General features: G+C 51.2%; 16 protein-coding genes. 12 read left to right on the top strand and 4 right to left on the bottom strand.

The annotated features are described in order from the left end of the window. Positions 1 to 24 precede the first annotated feature (24 nt). The 5 genes from rpoC (at position 25) to tuf (ending at position 8,269) form a co-directional block, all read left to right on the top strand. Positions 25 to 3,636 carry a DNA-directed RNA polymerase subunit beta' gene (gene rpoC, locus H6A12_RS09910; RefSeq protein ID WP_204447440.1) on the top strand — a complete coding sequence of 1,204 codons (3,612 nt, stop codon included), beginning with the start codon at positions 25 to 27 and terminating at the stop codon, positions 3,634 to 3,636. 166 nt (positions 3,637 to 3,802) lie between these two features. Beyond that, the gene (gene rpsL, locus H6A12_RS09905; protein WP_204447439.1) at positions 3,803 to 4,231 is read left to right on the top strand and encodes a 30S ribosomal protein S12; all 429 of its coding nucleotides are present in this window, start codon (positions 3,803 to 3,805) and stop codon (positions 4,229 to 4,231) included. 128 nt (positions 4,232 to 4,359) lie between these two features. Then, a complete protein-coding gene (rpsG, locus tag H6A12_RS09900) occupies positions 4,360 to 4,830 on the top strand; it encodes a 30S ribosomal protein S7 (protein WP_204447438.1) in 471 nt (156 codons plus the stop codon). Positions 4,831 to 4,887: 57 nt separating this feature from the next. Continuing rightward, positions 4,888 to 6,969: an elongation factor G gene (gene fusA / locus H6A12_RS09895; protein WP_204447437.1), complete on the top strand. Its 2,082-nt coding sequence runs from the start codon at positions 4,888 to 4,890 to the stop codon at positions 6,967 to 6,969. A 97-nt stretch (positions 6,970 to 7,066) separates the two neighbouring features. Further along, complete coding sequence (gene tuf / locus H6A12_RS09890) at positions 7,067 to 8,269, top strand: elongation factor Tu (protein WP_204447497.1); 1,203 nt, start codon at positions 7,067 to 7,069, stop codon at positions 8,267 to 8,269. A gap of 100 nt (positions 8,270 to 8,369) precedes the next feature. Here tuf and ybaK read toward each other — a convergent pair whose 3' ends face one another. Further along, entirely contained in the window at positions 8,370 to 8,852 is a 483-nt protein-coding gene (gene ybaK, locus H6A12_RS09885) for a Cys-tRNA(Pro) deacylase (RefSeq protein ID WP_204447436.1), read from the bottom strand. Continuing rightward, positions 8,852 to 9,484, bottom strand: a complete 633-nt coding sequence (locus tag H6A12_RS09880) for a lactate utilization protein (RefSeq protein WP_204447435.1) — start codon at positions 9,482 to 9,484, stop codon at positions 8,852 to 8,854. Before H6A12_RS09880 ends, ybaK begins: the two co-directional genes overlap by 1 nt. Positions 9,485 to 9,603: 119 nt before the next feature. On the opposite strand from H6A12_RS09880, the gene H6A12_RS09875 reads away from it, so the two are divergent. Then, positions 9,604 to 12,183, top strand: a complete 2,580-nt coding sequence (locus H6A12_RS09875) for a cation-translocating P-type ATPase (RefSeq protein ID WP_204447433.1) — start codon at positions 9,604 to 9,606, stop codon at positions 12,181 to 12,183. Between the two features lie 101 nt (positions 12,184 to 12,284). On the opposite strand, the gene H6A12_RS09870 is transcribed toward H6A12_RS09875, so the two are convergent. Both H6A12_RS09870 and H6A12_RS09865 read right to left on the bottom strand, forming a co-directional pair. Beyond that, complete coding sequence (locus tag H6A12_RS09870) at positions 12,285 to 13,262, bottom strand: S1 RNA-binding domain-containing protein (protein WP_204447432.1); 978 nt, start codon at positions 13,260 to 13,262, stop codon at positions 12,285 to 12,287. A 52-nt stretch (positions 13,263 to 13,314) separates the two neighbouring features. Continuing rightward, positions 13,315 to 13,683 (bottom strand): hypothetical protein, encoded by a 369-nt coding sequence (locus tag H6A12_RS09865; protein ID WP_204447431.1) that lies wholly within the window; start codon positions 13,681 to 13,683, stop codon positions 13,315 to 13,317. Between the two features lie 169 nt (positions 13,684 to 13,852). Between H6A12_RS09865 and H6A12_RS09860 the strand changes: the two genes are divergently transcribed. The 6 genes from H6A12_RS09860 to H6A12_RS09835 are packed head-to-tail and all read left to right on the top strand — an operon-like array spanning position 13,853 to position 18,824. Beyond that, complete coding sequence (locus tag H6A12_RS09860; RefSeq protein WP_204447430.1) at positions 13,853 to 14,032, top strand: DUF951 domain-containing protein; 180 nt, start codon at positions 13,853 to 13,855, stop codon at positions 14,030 to 14,032. A 54-nt stretch (positions 14,033 to 14,086) separates the two neighbouring features. Beyond that, a complete protein-coding gene (gene prfA / locus H6A12_RS09855) occupies positions 14,087 to 15,163 on the top strand; it encodes a peptide chain release factor 1 (protein ID WP_204447429.1) in 1,077 nt (358 codons plus the stop codon). A gap of 26 nt (positions 15,164 to 15,189) precedes the next feature. Next, positions 15,190 to 16,206: an L-threonylcarbamoyladenylate synthase gene (locus H6A12_RS09850; RefSeq protein WP_204447427.1), complete on the top strand. Its 1,017-nt coding sequence runs from the start codon at positions 15,190 to 15,192 to the stop codon at positions 16,204 to 16,206. Continuing rightward, entirely contained in the window at positions 16,203 to 16,829 is a 627-nt protein-coding gene (gene coaE, locus H6A12_RS09845; RefSeq protein ID WP_204447425.1) for a dephospho-CoA kinase, read from the top strand. The genes H6A12_RS09850 and coaE overlap by 4 nt, the downstream gene beginning before the upstream one ends. Next, positions 16,810 to 17,403: a lytic transglycosylase domain-containing protein gene (locus tag H6A12_RS09840; RefSeq protein ID WP_204447423.1), complete on the top strand. Its 594-nt coding sequence runs from the start codon at positions 16,810 to 16,812 to the stop codon at positions 17,401 to 17,403. The genes coaE and H6A12_RS09840 overlap by 20 nt, the downstream gene beginning before the upstream one ends. 17 nt (positions 17,404 to 17,420) lie before the next feature. Then, positions 17,421 to 18,824 carry an aminopeptidase gene (locus H6A12_RS09835; RefSeq protein ID WP_204447421.1) on the top strand — a complete coding sequence of 468 codons (1,404 nt, stop codon included), beginning with the start codon at positions 17,421 to 17,423 and terminating at the stop codon, positions 18,822 to 18,824. Positions 18,825 to 19,213 lie beyond the last annotated feature (389 nt).

Here is a 19,213-nt window from a genome sequence, read left to right as displayed (position 1 = left end):
ACCGCAGTGAAAGGAGTCTGAGTAATGGAATTTAACACTTTTGAGTCGATTAAAATCGGACTTTCTTCTCCCGAACAGATCCGCGAGTGGTCTTACGGCGAGGTGAAAAAGCCGGAGACCATCAACTACCGCACCTTGAAACCGGAGCGGGACGGATTGTTCTGTGAACGGATTTTCGGGCCGCAGAAGGACTGGGAGTGTCACTGCGGTAAATATAAACGCCTTCGTTTTAAAGGCAAAATCTGCGATAAGTGCGGCGTTGAAGTCACCCGTGCAAAAGTTCGCCGTGAACGTATGGGTCACATCGAACTGGCAGCACCGGTTTCGCACATCTGGTATTTCAAAGGCATCCCGTCCCGTATGGGATTGCTTCTGGATATCTCGCCGAGACGTTTGGAAGAGGTTATCTACTTCTCGAAATATATCGTGACCGATCCGGGCAGCACTGCGCTCGAAAAAGGTCAGCTGCTCACTGAGATGGAATATCTCGACATGCGTGAGCGCTATGAGGACGATTTCAAAGCAGGCATGGGCGCAGAAGCAGTCAAAACCCTGCTTGCTGAGCTCGACCTCGATGCACTGGCAGCAGAATTGAAACACGCGCTTGAAACCGCAAGCGGTCAGAAACGCGTTCGTTATTTAAAACGTCTGGAGGTTGTGGAGGCATTCCGTGCTTCCGGAAACCGTCCGGAATGGATGATTCTCGACGTGGTTCCGGTCATTCCGCCGGATATCCGTCCGATGGTACAGCTTGACGGCGGCCGTTTTGCAACGTCTGACTTGAATGACCTGTACCGCCGTGTCATCAATCGTAATAACCGTTTGGCTCGCCTGCTCGAGTTAAACGCACCGGACATCATCGTCCGCAACGAAAAACGTATGCTTCAGGAAGCTGTCGATGCCCTCATTGACAACGGACGCCGCGGCAGACCGGTCACCGGTCCGAACAACCGCCCGCTCAAATCGCTTTCTGACATGCTCAAAGGTAAACAGGGCCGTTTCCGTCAGAACCTGCTCGGTAAACGTGTTGACTACTCGGGACGTTCGGTTATCGTCGTCGGACCGGAGCTCAAAATGTATCAGTGTGGTCTGCCGAAAGAGATGGCACTCGAGCTGTTTAAACCGTTTGTTATGAAACGTCTGGTTGAAACCGGCCAGTCGAACAATATTAAGAGCGCACGTAAAATGGTTGAGCGTGCAAAAGAGGAAGTCTGGGATGCACTCGAGATCGTCATCAAAGACCATCCGGTGCTCTTAAACCGTGCGCCGACGCTGCACCGCTTGGGCATCCAGGCGTTTGAGCCGGTGCTCGTTGAGGGTCGTGCATTGAAACTCCATCCGCTCGTTTGTACCGCATACAACGCGGACTTCGACGGCGACCAGATGGCTGTGCACGTGCCGCTGTCCGCAGAGGCACAGGCGGAAGCACGTTTCCTCATGCTTGCTGCAAACAACATTTTAAAACCGTCTGACGGACGTCCGGTTACCGTTCCGACCCAGGATATGGTCCTCGGTTCTTACTACCTGACAATTACAAAAGACGGCGACAAGGGCGAAGGCAAGATCTTCCGTGATATGAACGAGGCAATGATGGCGTACAACGAAGGCGTCATCTCGCTCCACGCAAAGATCAAAGTCCGCATGACCAAACAGGTCGGCGACAAATCCGTTTCCCGGATTATCGACACCACCATGGGCCGTTTGATCTTCAACCAGAACATTCCGCAGGACCTTGGCTATGTTGACCGCACCAACTCCGAAAACGAGTTTGCGCTCGAGGTTGACTTCATCGTTAAGAAGAAACAGCTCGGCCAGATCATCGACCGCTGCATCCGTGTCCACGGCACAGCGATCACTGCTGAAATGCTCGATAAAGTCAAAGCGTTGGGCTTTAAATATTCCACAAAGAGTGCAATTACCGTTGCAGTCTGCGACGCTGCAATTCCGCCGCAGAAAAAAGAATATCTGGCAGAAGCAGAGGCTGCTGTCGAGGAGATCACCGACCAGTTCAACATGGGTCTTATCTCCAACGAAGAGCGCTACAAACTCGTTCTGGAAACCTGGGCAGATACCACCGACAAAGTCACCGATGCACTCCAGAAAAACATGGATGCATACAACCCGATCTTCATGATGGCGGACTCCGGTGCGCGTGGTAGTATCAACCAGATCCGTCAGCTCGCAGGTATGCGCGGACTGATCGCAAACACCTCCGGTGCGACCATCGAGGTGCCGATCCGTTCAAACTACCGTGAAGGCTTAAACATCCTCGAATACTTCATTTCTTCCCGTGGTGCACGTAAAGGCTTGGCTGATACCGCGCTTCGTACAGCAGACTCGGGTTACCTGACCCGTCGTCTTGTTGACGTTTCGCAGGACGTCATCATCCGTCAGGATGACTGCGGTACCCACGAAGGCATTGAAGTCTATGAGGTTGCAGAAGGCAAAGAGATCATCGAGCCATTCTCTGACCGTCTGATCGGCCGTTATCTGGTCGAGGACTTCTGCGATCCGCAGACAGGCGAAGTGCTCGTTTCCAAAGATAAACTCATGGACGAGTTCGATGCAAACAAAATCATCGCAACCGGAACCAAATCGGTTAAGATCCGTTCAATCCTCACCTGTCAGTCGAAACAGGGCGTTTGTACGAAATGTTACGGTGCAAACCTGGCAACCGGCGCGCCGGTCGCAATCGGCGAGGCTGTCGGCGTTATCGCGGCACAGTCCATCGGCGAGCCGGGTACACAGCTGACCATGCGTACGTTCCATACCGGCGGTATCGCGTCGGCAGAGGATATCACACAGGGTCTTCCGCGTGTCGAGGAGCTGTTCGAGGGCAGAAGACCGAAGAACGCTGCAATCATCGCGGAGATTTCCGGCCGTATCCATATCGAAGATGTGAAACGTACCCGTCAGATCACCGTCAAAGCACTCGATGGCGAAGAGCGCGTATACCCGATTCCGTACGGCTACCGCATCAAAGTCAAAGAGGGTCAGGAGATCGAAAAAGGTCAGCCGATGACCGAGGGTTCGATCAACCCGCATGACGTGCTGGCTGTCTGCGGCGAGCAGGAAGTACAGAACTATCTGAACATGGAAGTTCAGAAAGTATACCGTATGCAGGGCGTAGATATCAACGATAAACACATCGAGGTTATCGTTCGTCAGATGATGCGTAAGGTTCGTGTCACCGATGCAGGCGACACCGCAATGCTGCCGGGTTCGCTGACTGACCGTTCCGAGGTGGAAGCAGCAAACCGCGAGATCGATGCACGCATTGCAGCAGGCGAAACAACGCTGAAAAAATGCGAGTATCAGGCAGTGCTTCTGGGTATCACCAAAGCATCGCTCGCAACCGACAGCTTCCTGTCGGCAGCATCGTTCCAGGAGACCACCCGCGTGCTCACCGAAGCTGCAATCAAAGGCAAGGTTGACCCGCTGACCGGTCTGAAAGAGAACGTTATCATCGGTAAACTGATTCCGGCTGGTACCGGCATGAACTGCTACCGCGATGTTTCGGTGGAACCTGCACATGCACAGGCTGTGCCGGCAGCAGAAGACAGCTTGGCTGCTGATGCTGCAGAACATGAAGAACCGGAACTCGATGAATCGATCGAAATGCCGGAGGAATTCTAAGGAATTTTCGGATATTCAAAAAATATTTGCGAAACCTATTGACAAACACGCAAAAACAGTGTTTAATTAGATAGGTTGAGCATGTATACCGTGAAATACGGGCGGCTCGGCCAATACAGGCTTAGCCGCCTGTGTTATTTTTATTCTTTATTTAAGGAGGTGCGATATGCCTACTTTTAACCAGTTAGTCAGAAAAGGCAGACTTGTCAACGAGAAGAAATCGACCGCTCCTGCTCTTCAGAAAGGTTACAACTCCATGAAGAAACAGGCAACAGATCAGAGCGCTCCGCAGAAACGTGGCGTTTGCACGGTTGTCAGAACAATGACTCCGAAAAAACCGAACTCGGCTCTTCGTAAAGTTGCCAGAGTCCGTCTGTCCAACGGCTTTGAGGTTACAGCGTACATTCCGGGTGTCGGCCATAACCTGCAGGAACACAGCGTCGTGCTGATCCGCGGTGGTCGTATCAAAGACCTTCCGGGTGTTCGTTACCACATCATCCGCGGTACACTCGATACCCAGGGTGTAAACGGCCGTGGCCAATCCCGCTCCAAATACGGCACAAAACGTCCGAAAGCTGGCGCGGCAAAGAAATAAGATCGTAATTCTTGCCCAATGATAGCGGCATTTCTTATATAATATATAAAGAAAGCCTCTGCATTGGTGCCAACGGAAGCGAATCTTTCGAGTACCTATGATATCATTTTATGAAGGAGGGAAGTAAAGTGCCAAGAAGAGGTAAAATTGCAAAACGTGATGTTTTGCCAGACCCACTTTACAAATCAAAGAAAGTGACCCGCCTGATCAACAGCGTAATGCTGGACGGTAAAAAAGGTGTGGCGCAGAAGATTGTATACGGTGCATTTGAAATCGTTGCTGAGAAATCCGGCAAAGACGCTTTGGAGGTTTTTGAGCAGGCGATGGAGAACATCATGCCGTTGCTGGAGGTTAAAGCTCGCCGTGTCGGCGGTTCGACCTACCAGGTTCCGATGGAAGTCCGTCCGGAAAGACGTCAGACACTGGGTCTTCGCTGGCTGACCGCTTATGCGCGTAACCGCGGCGAAAGAACCATGAAAGAGCGTCTGGCTGGCGAGCTCCTCGATGCGATGAACGGCACCGGCGGCGCGTGCAAAAAACGCGAAGATACACACAAAATGGCAGAAGCAAACAAAGCATTTGCTCATTACAGATTCTAATCTGGTTTTCCGTAAATCCGCATGTGGGACAATGTCCCGATTAACGAGGAGGTTTTTATGCCAAGACAGGTTTCCCTTGAACAGACTCGAAACATTGGTATTATGGCGCACATCGACGCCGGCAAAACCACCACGACCGAACGTATCCTGTTTTACACAGGTAAAAACCGCAAAATGGGTGAAACTCATGACGGTGCGTCCACCATGGACTGGATGGAGCAGGAGAAAGAGCGCGGTATCACCATTACCTCCGCTGCTACCACCTGTTTCTGGAAAGGTCACCGCATCAACATCATCGACACCCCGGGCCACGTTGACTTCACTGTTGAGGTTGAACGTTCCCTGCGTGTCCTTGACGGTTCTGTCACCGTATTTTGTGCAAAAGGCGGCGTAGAGCCGCAGTCTGAGACCGTTTGGCGTCAGGCTGACAAATACCACGTTCCGAGAATGGCTTATATCAACAAAATGGACATCATGGGCGCAGATTTCTACAACGTGCTCAGCATGATGAAAAGCCGTTTAAAATGTAACGCTGTTCCGATTCAGCTGCCGATCGGTGCCGAGGACACATTCCGCGGCGTGATCGACCTGATCGAAATGAACGCAGACATCTATTATGATGAAATGGGCACCGATATGCGTGTCGAAGAAATTCCGGAAGATATGCGCGAGCAGGCTGAGGAATACCGTGCAGCTATGATCGAGGCAGTCGCGGAGCAGGACGAAGAACTGATGGAGAAATACCTCGAGGGTGAAGAACTCACCACAGAGGAGATCAAACGCGGTCTTCGTACCGGTACTTTGGCAAACACACTGGTTCCGGTTGTCTGCGGTACTTCTTACCGTAACAAAGGCGTGCAGAAACTGCTCGACGCAATCGTTGAGTACATGCCGGCTCCGACCGACATTCCGCCGATCAAAGGTGTGAATCCGGAAACCGGCGACGAGACCGATCGTCCGTCCAGCGACGAAGAGCCGTTCTCCGCACTCGCATTCAAAATTGCTACCGACCCGTTCGTTGGTAAACTGTGCTTCTTCCGTGTATATTCCGGTACCCTCAATGCAGGCAGCCCGGTCTTAAACTCCACGAAAGACAAACAGGAGCGCGTTGGCCGTATCCTGATGATGCACGCAAACTCGAGAACCGATATCGAAACCGTTTATGCGGGCGATATCGCAGCAGCAGTCGGCTTGAAAGTCACCACAACCGGTGATACCCTCTGTGATGCGAAACATCCGGTTATCCTCGAGTCCATGGTCTTCCCGGAGCCGGTTATTAACCTGGCAATCGAGCCGAAGACAAAAGCAGGCCAGGAGAAAATGGCAATTGGCCTTGCAAAACTGGCGGAAGAAGATCCGACCTTCAAAACCTACACCGACGAAGAGACCGGCCAGACCATCATCGGTGGTATGGGCGAGCTCCACTTAGAGATCATCGTTGACCGTTTGCTCCGCGAATTCAAAGTAGAGGCAAACGTCGGCGCTCCGCAGGTTTCCTATAAAGAGACCATCCGTAAAGAAGCAACCGTTGACCACAAATACGCTCGTCAGTCGGGTGGTAAAGGTCAGTACGGCCATGTTAAAATCATTGTTGAGCCGAACGAATCCGGCAAAGGCTATGAGTTTATCAACAAAGTCGTCGGCGGCGCGATCCCGAAAGAGTATATCCCGGCAGTTGATGCTGGTATCCAGGGCGCAATGCAGGCAGGCGTTTTGGCCGGCTATCAGGTTGTTGACGTAAAAGTCACCCTGTTCGACGGTTCTTACCATGAGGTCGACTCCTCTGAGATGGCATTTAAGATCGCTGGTTCCATGGCTTTCAAAGAGGCTATGCGCAAAGCAGATCCGGTCATCCTCGAGCCGATCATGAAAGTTGTCGTTACCGTTCCGGAAGAATACATGGGCGATATCATCGGCGATATCAACTCTCGCCGTGGTCAGATCCAGGGTATGGAATCCCGTCCGGGCGCACAGCAGATCAATGCATTTGTTCCGCTGTCCGAGATGTTTGGTTATTCCAACGCACTCCGTTCCAAATCCCAGGGACGCGGCCAGTATTCCATGGAGCCGAGCCACTATATTGAGCTTCCGAAGAGCATTTCGGACAAACTCATCAGTGAGCGCGCAAAAAAAGATTAAATTCAAGAAAACCGCTTGAATTTTAACAGAAACGTGGTAAAATAGATAGCGTATCGTGTTGTGTATTTTACCCACACATAAAAGGAGGAAAATTCAAATGGCAAAGGCAAAATTTGAACGCAACAAGCCGCACGTCAACATTGGCACCATCGGCCACGTTGACCACGGCAAAACCACTCTGACCGCTGCAATCACCAAAGTTCTCGGTCTCGCAGGCGACGCTGAGTTCGTTGATTACGCAAACATCGATAAAGCTCCGGAGGAGCGCGAGCGCGGTATCACAATCAACACCGCACACGTTGAGTATCAGACTGCAAACCGTCACTATGCACACGTTGACTGCCCCGGCCATGCTGACTACGTTAAAAACATGATCACCGGTGCTGCTCAGATGGACGGCGCTATCCTCGTTGTTTCCGCAGCTGACGGCCCGATGCCGCAGACTCGTGAGCACATCCTTCTGTCCCGTCAGGTCGGCGTTCCGTACATCGTTGTATTCATGAACAAAGCTGACCAGGTTGACGACGAAGAGCTTCTGGACCTCGTCGAGATGGAAATCCGCGAGCTCCTCAACGAGTACGAGTTCCCGGGCGACGACACTCCGATCATCCGTGGTTCTGCTCTGAAAGTGCTCGAGTCTGATTCCACAGATCCGAACGCTCCGGAATATGCTTGCATCCACGAGCTCATGGACGCAGTTGACAGCTTCATCCCGACTCCGGACCGTAAAGCTGACCTGCCGTTCCTGATGCCGGTCGAGGACGTTATGACCATCTCTGGCCGTGGTACTGTTGCTACAGGCCGTGTTGAGAGAGGTAAGCTGAACACTGGCGACGAGGTTGAACTGGTTGGTTTGACCGAAGAGAGAAGAAAAGTTGTCGTTACATCCATGGAGATGTTCCGTAAAACTCTTGACTACGCTGAGGCTGGCGACAACGTTGGCGCACTGCTCCGCGGCGTTCAGAGAAACGAGATCGAGCGCGGTCAGGTTCTTGCTAAACCGGGCTCTATCCACCCGATGACTGAGTTTGTTGGCCAGGTTTACGTCCTGAAAAAAGAAGAGGGCGGCCGTCACACTCCGTTCTTCAACAACTACAGACCGCAGTTCTACTTCAGAACAACCGACGTTACTGGCACCATCGAGCTCCAGGGCGGCGCTGAAATGGCTATGCCGGGCGATAACATCGAGATCAAAGTTAAATTGATCACTCCGATCGCTATCGAAGAAGGCCTGCGTTTCGCTATTCGTGAGGGTGGCCGTACAGTTGGTTCGGGCGTCGTTGTTAAAGCAATCGGCTAATTGAACTGATTTACTACACGCATAAAAAACGGACAGGATTTCCTGTCCGTTTTTTTGTTTGATTAAAAAGAGCAGACACCCTTAACGGTGTCTGCTCTTTTTAATGTGAAACAAATGCAAAAGAAGCATTTACTAAACCGGCAAGTGCCGTCGGAGAAACGGAGAGATTCATTCCGACTTTACCCGCGCTCACGAAAAACAGCGGAAGCGATTCGGCGGAAGCATCAATAAAGGTCGGAAACAGCTTTTTCATGCCCACCGGCGAACATCCGCCGTGAACGTACCCGGTCAGCGGCAAAAGCTTTGCCTGCGGAATCATTTCCACCCATTTGACACCTGCTGTGCGGGCAGCCGCCTTTAAATCAAGCGTGGAAGCCGCAGGAATCACAAACACAAAGTGCTCATGTGTGTCCGCGACGGTCACAAGTGTCTTATATACAATGTCCGGCGAAACACCCAGCTTGTTTGCGACACTCACTGCATCGGTTTTTCCGTCTGATACGCTGTATTCATAAGCGGTATAGTCGATTTGTGCTTGTTCAAGTAACCGCAGTGCATTTGTTTTCTTGATATTTTTCGCCATCAGTATCCGAGCACCTCATCAATTAAAATCACATGCATCCGATTTTTGTCACGCTGCATCCCAAAAAAGGTATAGGAACAGCAAATTCTTTCTGGATGCAGGCAGTCACAGCAATGTCCGGTTTTTGTGCACGGTGTATCGCGGTGGAGCCGTTTCGCGTTTTGGGGAGCGGCAATCTGACGAACCCGTTCGATTGCGCCTTCACGATCAGGCACCAGTTTGTTCGTACCTGCAATGACAAGTACTTTTTTCGGTCCGAAAATCATTGCGGCGACACGGTTGCCGTTTCCGTCTACGTTGTAAAGAAATCCGTCCTCTGTCAATGCGTTGACGGAAGTTAGATATACGTCTGCAAAAAAAGAACGGCGCAGAACCTCGTCAACTTCTGTCGGTGAAAGTCCCGGTTTGCCGCGGTCAAGCAGTGTGATACGGCCGGTTTTGTCCCATTCACGCAAAAGTTCGAGCGTGCCAGTTTCGGCTAAAGTCATAGAGCCGCCAAAGGCAACAACACTGCCTTCCGGTATTTCCGATTCTAAAATACCGCGCAGTTCTTTCGAAGAAGAAAGCGGTGTGCAGCCGATCTGATGACGGCGCAGCGCGGTTGATAACCGATTCAAACGTTCTTGTTCCATAAAAAAGCCTCCTTTTTTGTATTGTAGCACGCTTTTTTCAAAAAGAAAAGACAGCATGAACGATTTATGCGGTGCATATAGATGAAACAGCCGTATGTTCGGCAGGGAGGGAACGAACCATGAAGTGGATGAATGTTTTGAATCAGGAATTTTTGCCGCAGGAATCATCCGCGCTGCCTGAGAAGAAACCGCAGGGAGAAGAACCGATTCGCGAAGAAAAACCGCGCGGACTGAGCAGACAGGAAGTACTCCGCCGCAAAAAGGAGTACGGGGAGAATGTTCTGGTCGGAAAACGAAAAAAGCATGCAGTTATACTGTTTTTTGAACAGTATAAAGACATTATGACGATGATTCTGCTCGTTTGTACCGCCGCAAGCGTCTTTATGGGGGAATATGTTGAGGCGATCACGATTGCGGTGATTGTGCTGATGAACGGCTTTCTTGGATTTTTGCAGGAGCGAAAGACAGAACGAACGCTTGAATCACTGCAGGCAATGGCAGCACCGCATGCCAATGTATTTCGTGGCGGTGTGCTGTGCAGTCAGCCGGCATCCGAACTGGTACCGGGCGACCTTGTGCTGATTGAAGCCGGCGACCGCATTCCGGCGGATGGTACGCTTGTTTCATCTGTGGCGCTCTCGTGTGATGAATCGATGCTGACCGGCGAGTCGGTTGCCGTCAAAAAAGGCGAAGACGAACAATCGGTATATATGGGATGTACCGTGGTGGGCGGACGCGGTGAATTTTTGGTGGAGCACACGGGCATGCGCACCAAAATGGGACAAATCGCCGGAATGCTCAACCAGATTTCTGAAGAACCGACACCCTTACAAAAGCATTTGGCGGGACTTTCGAAATATATTGCCGCCGGATGTCTGCTTATTTGCGCGATTGTCAGCATCACCGGCGTTCTGCGCGGAGAAGACCTGTTTTCGATGTTGATTACCGGCGTGAGTTTGGCGGTAGCAGCTGTGCCGGAGGGCCTTTGCGCCGTTGTAACGATTTCGCTTGCACTTGCGGTGAGTCGGATGGTCAAGCAAAACGCACTGGTGCGAAAGCTTCACGCGGTGGAAACGCTCGGATGTGCCACGGTGATCTGCTCCGATAAAACGGGAACGATTACGAAAAATCAGATGAGCGTGCACGCGTTTTCCACAATGAAGACGAAAGAATGTGAAAAACCTGACCGCAGTGATGAAGCAATCGAGCAGATGCTTCTCTGTTTCCGGGTGTGTACCGCCGTGCAGGATGATGCGCCGACACACGGTTCTGCGACCGAACAGGCGCTTTATCGGTGTGCTTCTGCGGAGATTCCGCAAAAACCGCCAATGACAAAAGTTGCGGAGATTCCGTTTGACAGCACGCGAAAACGTATGTCTGTTCTGATGAAAACGCCGGGCGGCGGCTATACGCTGTATGCGAAAGGTGCGCCGGATGTACTGCTTTCGCGATGCAGCAGCGTGCAGGTCGGCAGTCGCATTGTACCCCTTGGCGCAGTGGAACGTGCGCAGCTTGTAAAACAGAATGGTGTCCTTGCTGACCGGGCGATGCGTGTGATTGGCGCGGCATACCGCCAGGCATTCGATGAAACGGATACCGCCGAGGAAGGGCTTGTATTCTTGGGATTTGCAGGACTGACCGATCCGCCGCGGGATGGTGTCAAACAGGCGGTGTTCCGCGGACGGCAGGCGGGGATTAAAACCGTGATGATTACAGGCGATCATAAAAATACGGCCGCCGCGATTGCAAAGCAAACCGGCATTTTAACCGAGGGCGAACGTGTCGTAACCGGTGCGGAGCTTGACCGCATGGATGACAGTACGCTTCGCAATACTGTGATGCAGACGTCCGTATTTGCACGGGTGTCGCCGGAACATAAACTGCGGATTGTACGTGCATTTAAACAGCGCGGACAGATCACAGCGATGACCGGCGATGGTGTCAATGACGCTCCGGCAGTCAAAGAAGCAGATATCGGCGTTTCCATGGGAAAAACGGGAACCGATGTGACGAAGGAAGCCGCCGACATGATTCTGCTTGACGATGATTTTTCGACGATGATGACGGCGGTAGCGGAGGGACGCAGTATTTATGCGAATATCCGCAAGTTCATCCGCTACTTGCTTTCGTGCAACATCGGCGAGGTACTCACGATGTTTTTAGGCATGCTTTTCTCTATGCCAGTGATTTTACTGCCGATTCAGATTCTGCTTGTAAACCTTGTGACGGACGGACTTCCTGCGATTGCGCTTGGACTTGAGCCGTATGACCAAAACGTCATGAAAAAGCCGCCGCGCAAACCGGAGGAATCCATCTTTTCAAACGGACTCGGCTTCCGGATTATCATGTGCGGCATCTTAATCGGGCTGACGACACTCGGATCGTTTGTGTGCGTGTACCGCATGACTGGCGATGTGACGCATGCGCGGACTGCCGCACTGTTTTCGCTCATTTTTGCACAGCTTCTGCATGTGTTTGAGTGCAAAACAGAGGAAGGGTCGATCTTTTCGATTTCGTTTTTCAACAACAAAAAGCTGATTGCCGCGGCAGCCGTTTCGGTGACGGTGCTGTTTTGTGTGATGTATGTTCCATGGCTGCAAATGATTTTTTCGACCGTATCGCTCTCGTTCGAAGAACTTCTCTGGCCGATGCTGTTCTGTTTGGCTGCACCTGTCCTGCGTGCAGTGATTCATCGATAAAGAACGCCGCTCGTTTTTTTAAAACGGGCGGCGTTTTCTGGCTTTTACTATGAATGCGCATGAAAATCCCCGCTCAGAATATTCTGAGCGGGGGATACAGTTTATGTATGCTGTCCGATGCCGGCACTGCATGCGACTGCCGGTATGGTTTCACTTGATTCGAATACGGTTTCGATTGTACGGCTGCTCATGGCAGGAGAGTAGATAAACCGGTCAAGGTGCCCTTCTTTGATGTAATACGAAAGCGGTGCGGGCGGCTCGTCGCTGTCGAACGAATCCACAAGAATCAGTTTAACCTTCATTCGTTCGGGAATCAAGCTTTTGATAAACACGCTGGCGTGCTGTCCGACTTTCACACCCTCCTTGCATTCGGCAAGACCGGCGAGATTCGGTGTCAGTTCAATGAATACGCCGTAGCTTTCCACAGAACGGACAATGCCGCCGACCGTTTCGCCCGGTGCAAACAGCGCGGCGTTTTCTTCCCAGGTGCCAAGCAGTTCTTTGTGGGAAAGTGAGATGCGGCCGTTTGGTTCCACAGAACGAACAATGCAGTAAATGTTTTGTCCGGTGAAAAAGCGGTCGCGCGGATGACTGATGCGCGAAACAGAGATGGCGTCGATTGGCAGCAGTGCAATTACGCCGCAGCCGATATCGACAAAACAGCCGAATGACTCCATGTGTGTGATTTTCCCGCGGATGATATCGCCTGCTTTGAGTGTCGACAGATAGTGGCTGCGGCATTCCTCCTGCACTTCTCTGCGGGAGAGCAGTGCATACGGACGGAATTTTTCGTCTGAGCGCACATCCGTGATGCGGAAGCAGACGGGTTTATTGACCTTTGACAAAATTGCGATGTCGCGTGTCGTTCCCTCGCGAATGCCGATGGCACATTCTTCGCGCGGAATCATTCCTTTCATGCATCCGAGATCCACAATCAGATTGTGGCCGGCATCGCATACCAGTGCACGCGATTCTAAAATCTGGCGGGAAAGCATTGCATCGCGCACGGATGCGATCGTATGAAAATTCGCAGCAGATGCGCATTGGGTTCGATATCCCTCAGGCAGATAGGTTGCCATATTTTAAAAGCCTCCTCTTTTTTTGTTCGATACAAAATTGTATGAGAAGCGCTTACGGAATATTCGTTTTGGAGAGAGATTGTCCGCCGCATGAAAGCAGGATCGATTCGACTGCCGAAGCGTGTGGTGCGGCCGTTTTGACCGACACGACGGCGTGGGTATTTGCGTGATGACGCGCGGCAGCGTGGTCGTGTTTTGCCACAGCATCAAAATTGAACGTTTCGGGAATCAGCGAAAACGAACTGTACGATTCGGAGGAAAACGGAATAAACAGATCGGAAAACGGTGCGTCTTTTTCGGTGACGGTGTCGTTTTGTTCGCGGATGGAAATCATTTCGCAGGGTGCAGACTGTTTAAGCTTTGAAGCGGCGAGAAGCGCTTCGTCTTCGGTGTTAAAAAATGCACAGATATATTGGTTCATAGGAAAAGCTCCTTTTTGATTGATTTGTTTTTATAGCATTGCCGAAAGAAACGCTTGCATACAAGGCAAATCATGGCGCAGACAGGACAGGAATGTTCATATAATTCGTTTGCTTTTTTCATTAAAAACATGATATAATAAAATGATCAGAAAAAAGGAGTGAAACAGCATGGATGTACAAGTAAACGATGTTCTTGTGATGAAAAAGAATCATCCGTGCGGGGAAAACCGGTTTTTGGTTTTGCGTACCGGTATGGATTTTAAACTCCGGTGCTTAAAATGCGGACGGGAACTGATGACGCCCCGCAGCAAGATTGAACGTCACATCAAAAAAATCGAACGCGGTTAGCATTGTGTGTTTTTATCTGAAAAACAGAATAAAACATATCATGGAGGACGTTTGATGTTTGAAAAACTCAGTTTGATTGAAAAACGATTTGAAGAAATCAGCCATAAAATGATGGACCCGGCAGTATTTGAGGATCCTGCCGTGTACCGTGATTTGACGATTGAACATAACGCGCTGTCGGAGATTGTTTCGTGCTTTGCAGAGTATAAAAAAGCGCTTGCACAGTTTGAGGAAGCAAAGGAGATGCTTTCTGAGGGCGGCTTGGACGCGGAGATGAAAGCACTCGCTTCTGAACAGCTGGACGAAAGCCGCACACTGACCGAACAGCTTAGAGAACAGCTGCGGATTTTATTATTGCCAAAAGATCCGAACGATCAAAAAAACGTCATCATCGAGATCCGCGGCGGTGCGGGCGGCGAGGAAGCGGCGCTGTTTGCGCATTCGCTGTTTCGCATGTATTCGATGTATGCCGAATCCGAGCACTTTACGATCGAAGTGTTAAGCTTAAACGAAACGGAATTAGGCGGTATCAAGGAAATCAGTTTCAGCGTGAGCGGTGCGGGTGCATACTCGAAATTCAAGTTTGAAAGCGGCGTGCACCGCGTGCAGCGTGTGCCGGAAACCGAGTCGCAGGGACGTGTGCACACCTCGACCGTGACGGTGGCGGTTCTGCCGGAAGCCGAGGAAGTTGATTTTCAGATTGATCCTGCCGATTTGCAGATTGATACGTTCCGTTCAAGCGGTGCAGGCGGTCAGCATATCAACAAGACCGAGTCCGCGATCCGCATTACCCACCTGCCGACCGGCACAGTGGTGGAATGCCAGGACGAGCGCAGTCAGTTTAAGAATAAGGAAAAGGCAATGAAAGTTCTGCGTTCGCGGCTGTATGAGCAAAAAGTCGCCGAACAAAACGCACAGATTGCGTCTGAACGCAAAAGCCAAGTGGGAACGGGTGACCGCAGTGAGCGCATCCGCACCTATAACTATCCGCAGGGACGCTTGACCGATCACCGCATCGGATTTACATCGTACCGGCTTGCTTCCATGCTTGACGGCGATTTAAATGAGTTATTCAACGCGCTCATCACTGCCGATCAGGCGGAGAAGCTTGCCTCTGCGGAGCAGGAATAACAGAAAACAGATTGGAGGAAGAAGAAATGGAAACGAAAGTATTGCTTCCAACCAACGAACATATTGCATATGCCGCCCGGCTGATTGAATCGGGCGAGGTGGTCGGCATGCCGACCGAAACGGTGTACGGACTCGCGGCGAGTGCGTTTGACGAAGCCGCTGTCGAGAAAATCTTTTTGGCGAAGGGACGTCCGCAGGACAACCCGCTGATCGTCCACATTGATTCGATCGACATGCTGCCGATGCTCACAAACCGTGTCCCGGAGATTGCAAAACAGCTTGCCGAGCGGTTCTGGCCGGGACCGCTTACAATGATTTTTGAAAAGAGTGACCGCGTGCCGCTCGCAGTGACCGCCGGTCTTTCGACTGTTGCGGTGCGCTGCCCGTCGCACAAGGTGGCACAGGCGCTCATTCGTGAATCGGGTCTGCCGCTTGCCGCACCGTCGGCAAACCGCTCCGGTGCACCGAGCCCGACAACGGCAAACCATGTGTATAACGACTTAAACGGAAAAATTCCGGTGATTCTCGACGGCGGTGCGTGCACCTACGGACTCGAATCAACCGTCGTACTGCTCAAAGAAGATGCCGTTGTGCTTCTGCGTCCGGGCGCTGTGACCGTCGAGATGCTTCGCGAAACGGTGCCGCATGTCACAGTCGACGACGGCGTTCTGCACGAGATTAAAGCCGGTACACAGGCACTTTCGCCGGGTATGATGCACAGACACTATTCTCCGAAAACGAATGTCATCATTCTCGATGCACCGCTTTCGTCGTTTGTGTCGTTTGTCAACAGCCATGCCGACGAGCGGGTGGGCGCACTTGTATTCTCCGGCGAAGAATCGATGCTCAAAGTGCCGTGCGTCACATACGGTGCGGCGGACGATGTCATGATGCAGGCAAAACTGCTGTTTGGCAGCCTGCGTGCTGTGGACAAACTCGGCGTGGATACAATCTATGCACGCATGCCGCAGCGTGACGGCATGGGACTTGCAATCTATAACCGTCTGCTGCGTGCGGCAGGGTTTGAGGTGGTGCGCCTGTGAACCATCCGCTCATTATCGGACTGACCGGTCAGACGGGCGCCGGGAAATCGGCGGCGTCTGCCATGCTCTCGGAAGAAGGATTTTTCGTCATTGACTGTGACCGCGTGGCGCGCGAGGTGGTTGAGCCGGGAAGCGACGGACTGCACGCGCTTACAGAGGTGTTTTCGCGTGAGATTCTGTGCGCGGACGGCTCGCTTGATCGAAAAGCGCTCGGAAAACGCGTCTTTACCGACAGTACTGCACGTGCACTTTTAAACGATACGATTTTTCCGTTTATCACAAAGCGTGTGGAAGTGCTTATCCAAACGGCAGCTTTACAGGGGAAAGAAGCAGTCATTCTCGATGCACCGACGCTGTTTGAGAGCGGGATGGACAAGAACTGTGCACTGATTGTCGCTGTCTGTGCCGATGCTGACCGCCGCAAAGCTCGCATTATGGCACGTGACTGCATTGACGAGCAGATGGCGCAGGCACGTATGAATTCCCAGTATCCCGAATCATTTTTCAAAGAACATTGTGCGATTCTCATCGAGAATAACGGCACCGAGCAGCAGTTTGCCGCACAGGTGCATGATGCTGCAATGAAAATCAAGGAGAGGATTCATGGCTGTTCGCATTCGTAAAAGTGTACTCATCATCAGTTTGATTCTGCTCGTGATCGTGGGCGGCATCTGTACGCATTTCGGGATTCGGCGGTTTTACCGTCAGCACTATCCGACGCCTTATGCAGAGATCGTCACAAAATATGCCGCGGAATATGAGATCGATCCGCTGTTTGTGTATGCGGTGATAAAAACAGAGAGCGATTTTGACCCGAATGCTGTATCCGAGGCAGACGCCAGAGGACTGACCCAGGTTGCTGAAACGACGTTTGACTGGATTAAAGGCAAGCTTCAGGAAGAGGATACCGTCTTTTCGGATTTGTTTGATCCGGAGGTGAGCATTCGCTACGGAACATATTTTCTCCACTATCTCTATGAGGAGTTCGGTTCCTATGAAATGGCGGCAGCGGCATATCATGCGGGACGCGGTGCAGTGAACGAATGGGTGGATGATCCATCGCTTTCCTACGACGGCGAATCGCTTCATACGATTCCGTCCGAAAAGACGGCACATTATGTTAATAAAGTGATGCAGGCGTATGAGAAGTATACTTCCTTGTATCCCGATGGGATTTTGCCTGCGGATCAAAAATAAAAAGGAGAGATTTTTTTATGGAAAACAAAAAAACTGAAGCACAGCTTTTAAAAGAAAAGCTGTTCATGGAACGAAAACACGGCGGTCTTGTGCTGAGTGAAGCAGAGCTTTCCGAAGTACAGGCTTACTGCGAGGATTACAAAGCGTTTTTGGATGATGCAAAAACAGAGCGCGAAGCAGTTACCCGTGCCATCAAAATGGCAGAGGAAAAAGGCTTTGTACCGTTTGTACGCGGCACTGCTTACAAACCGGGCGACAAAGTGTATATGAATAACCGCGGCAAAGCAATTATCTTTGCAGTGGTCGGCATGGAGACGATCGAAAACGGCGTCAACCTGATGACCGCACATATCGACTCGCCGCGTCTGGATTTAAAAGTCAATCCGCTTTATGAGGACAATGAAATCGGCTATTTCAAAACACATTACTACGGCGGTATCAAAAAATATCAGTGGACCGCAATTCCGCTCTCTCTGCACGGTGTGATCATCCGCGCAGACGGCACCAGTGTAACCGTTCGCGTTGGCGAAGATGCAGGCGATCCGGTGTTCTGTGTAACCGATCTTCTGCCGCATCTGGCTGCCGATCAGGTTAAACTTTCCCTGCATGAGGGCATCAAAGGCGAACAGCTCAACGTCTTGATCGGTTCGCATCCGTTCCGTGACGACGAGGCAAGCGAGCGCGTGAAACTGAATCTCATGAAAGCACTGTTCGAAAAATACGGCATCGTCGAAAAAGATTTCCGTGCGGCGGAACTTACCGCAGTTCCGGCATTTCCGGCAAAAGATATCGGCTTTGATCGCAGCCTTGTGGGCGCATACGGTCAGGATGACCGCGTGTGTGCATACACTGCATTCACCGCACTGTTAGATGCAGAAACACCGCGCCGCACCGCCGTTGTCGTGATGGCAGATAAAGAGGAAACCGGCAGTGAGGGCACAACCGGCATGAGCGCTGCATACCTGCCGAACTTCTTAAAAGACCTGGCAGAGTGCTTCGGTCAAAACGGCCGTGTTGTGATGTCCAATTCGAAATGCTTGTCGGCAGACGTCAACGCAGCATTTGACCCGAACTTCCCGGAGGTCAACGAGCCGCGCAACACTTGCTATGTAAATTACGGCGCTGTGATCACAAAATATACCGGTGCACGCGGCAAATCCGGTACATCGGATGCGTCGGCTGAGTTTGCAGGCGAAGTGCAGCATATGCTCGACAAAAATAACGTCTTATGGCAGACCGGCGAGCTTGGCAAAGTGGATCAGGGCGGCGGCGGAACGGTTGCATTCTGCACTGCAGCGCTTGATATCGATACCATCGACATCGGCGTGCCGGTGCTCTCGATGCATTCTCCGTTTGAAGTAACCTCGAAAATCGACGTATACTCGACCTACCGTGCATTCTGCGCGTTTATTGCTTCGTAAGAAATAGAAAACAGGGGCACACAGTTTTAAGACTGTGTGCCTCTTTTTCATTATAGAAAGAAAAAGACGAAAAAAGATGAAAAAAGGTGTTGACAAACGGGGGTGTGTGTGGTATTATAATATAGCTGTCACGGAGGACAGGAAAAACAAGGAAATGAGAAGGAATATCGAGAGAGTCGTAGGAGCGAAAACCTCGAAAAAAACTTCGAGAAAGTACTTGACAAACTGAAAACGACATGATATAATAATCAAGTCGCTTCCGAGAGAGTGAAGATGAGCGAAAGCTCATCGGGATCTTGAAAATTAAACAATGTAAGGTAAAACGAAGAAAGAATAAATCGACCCGATTTAATTCTACGAGTAAGTACGACAGTGATAAGACGAGCGAG

The organism is Merdimmobilis hominis (genome assembly GCF_016901855.1).
Classification (GTDB): domain Bacteria; phylum Bacillota; class Clostridia; order Oscillospirales; family Ruminococcaceae; genus Paludihabitans.
This window is presented reverse-complemented; position numbering and strand designations above follow the sequence as displayed.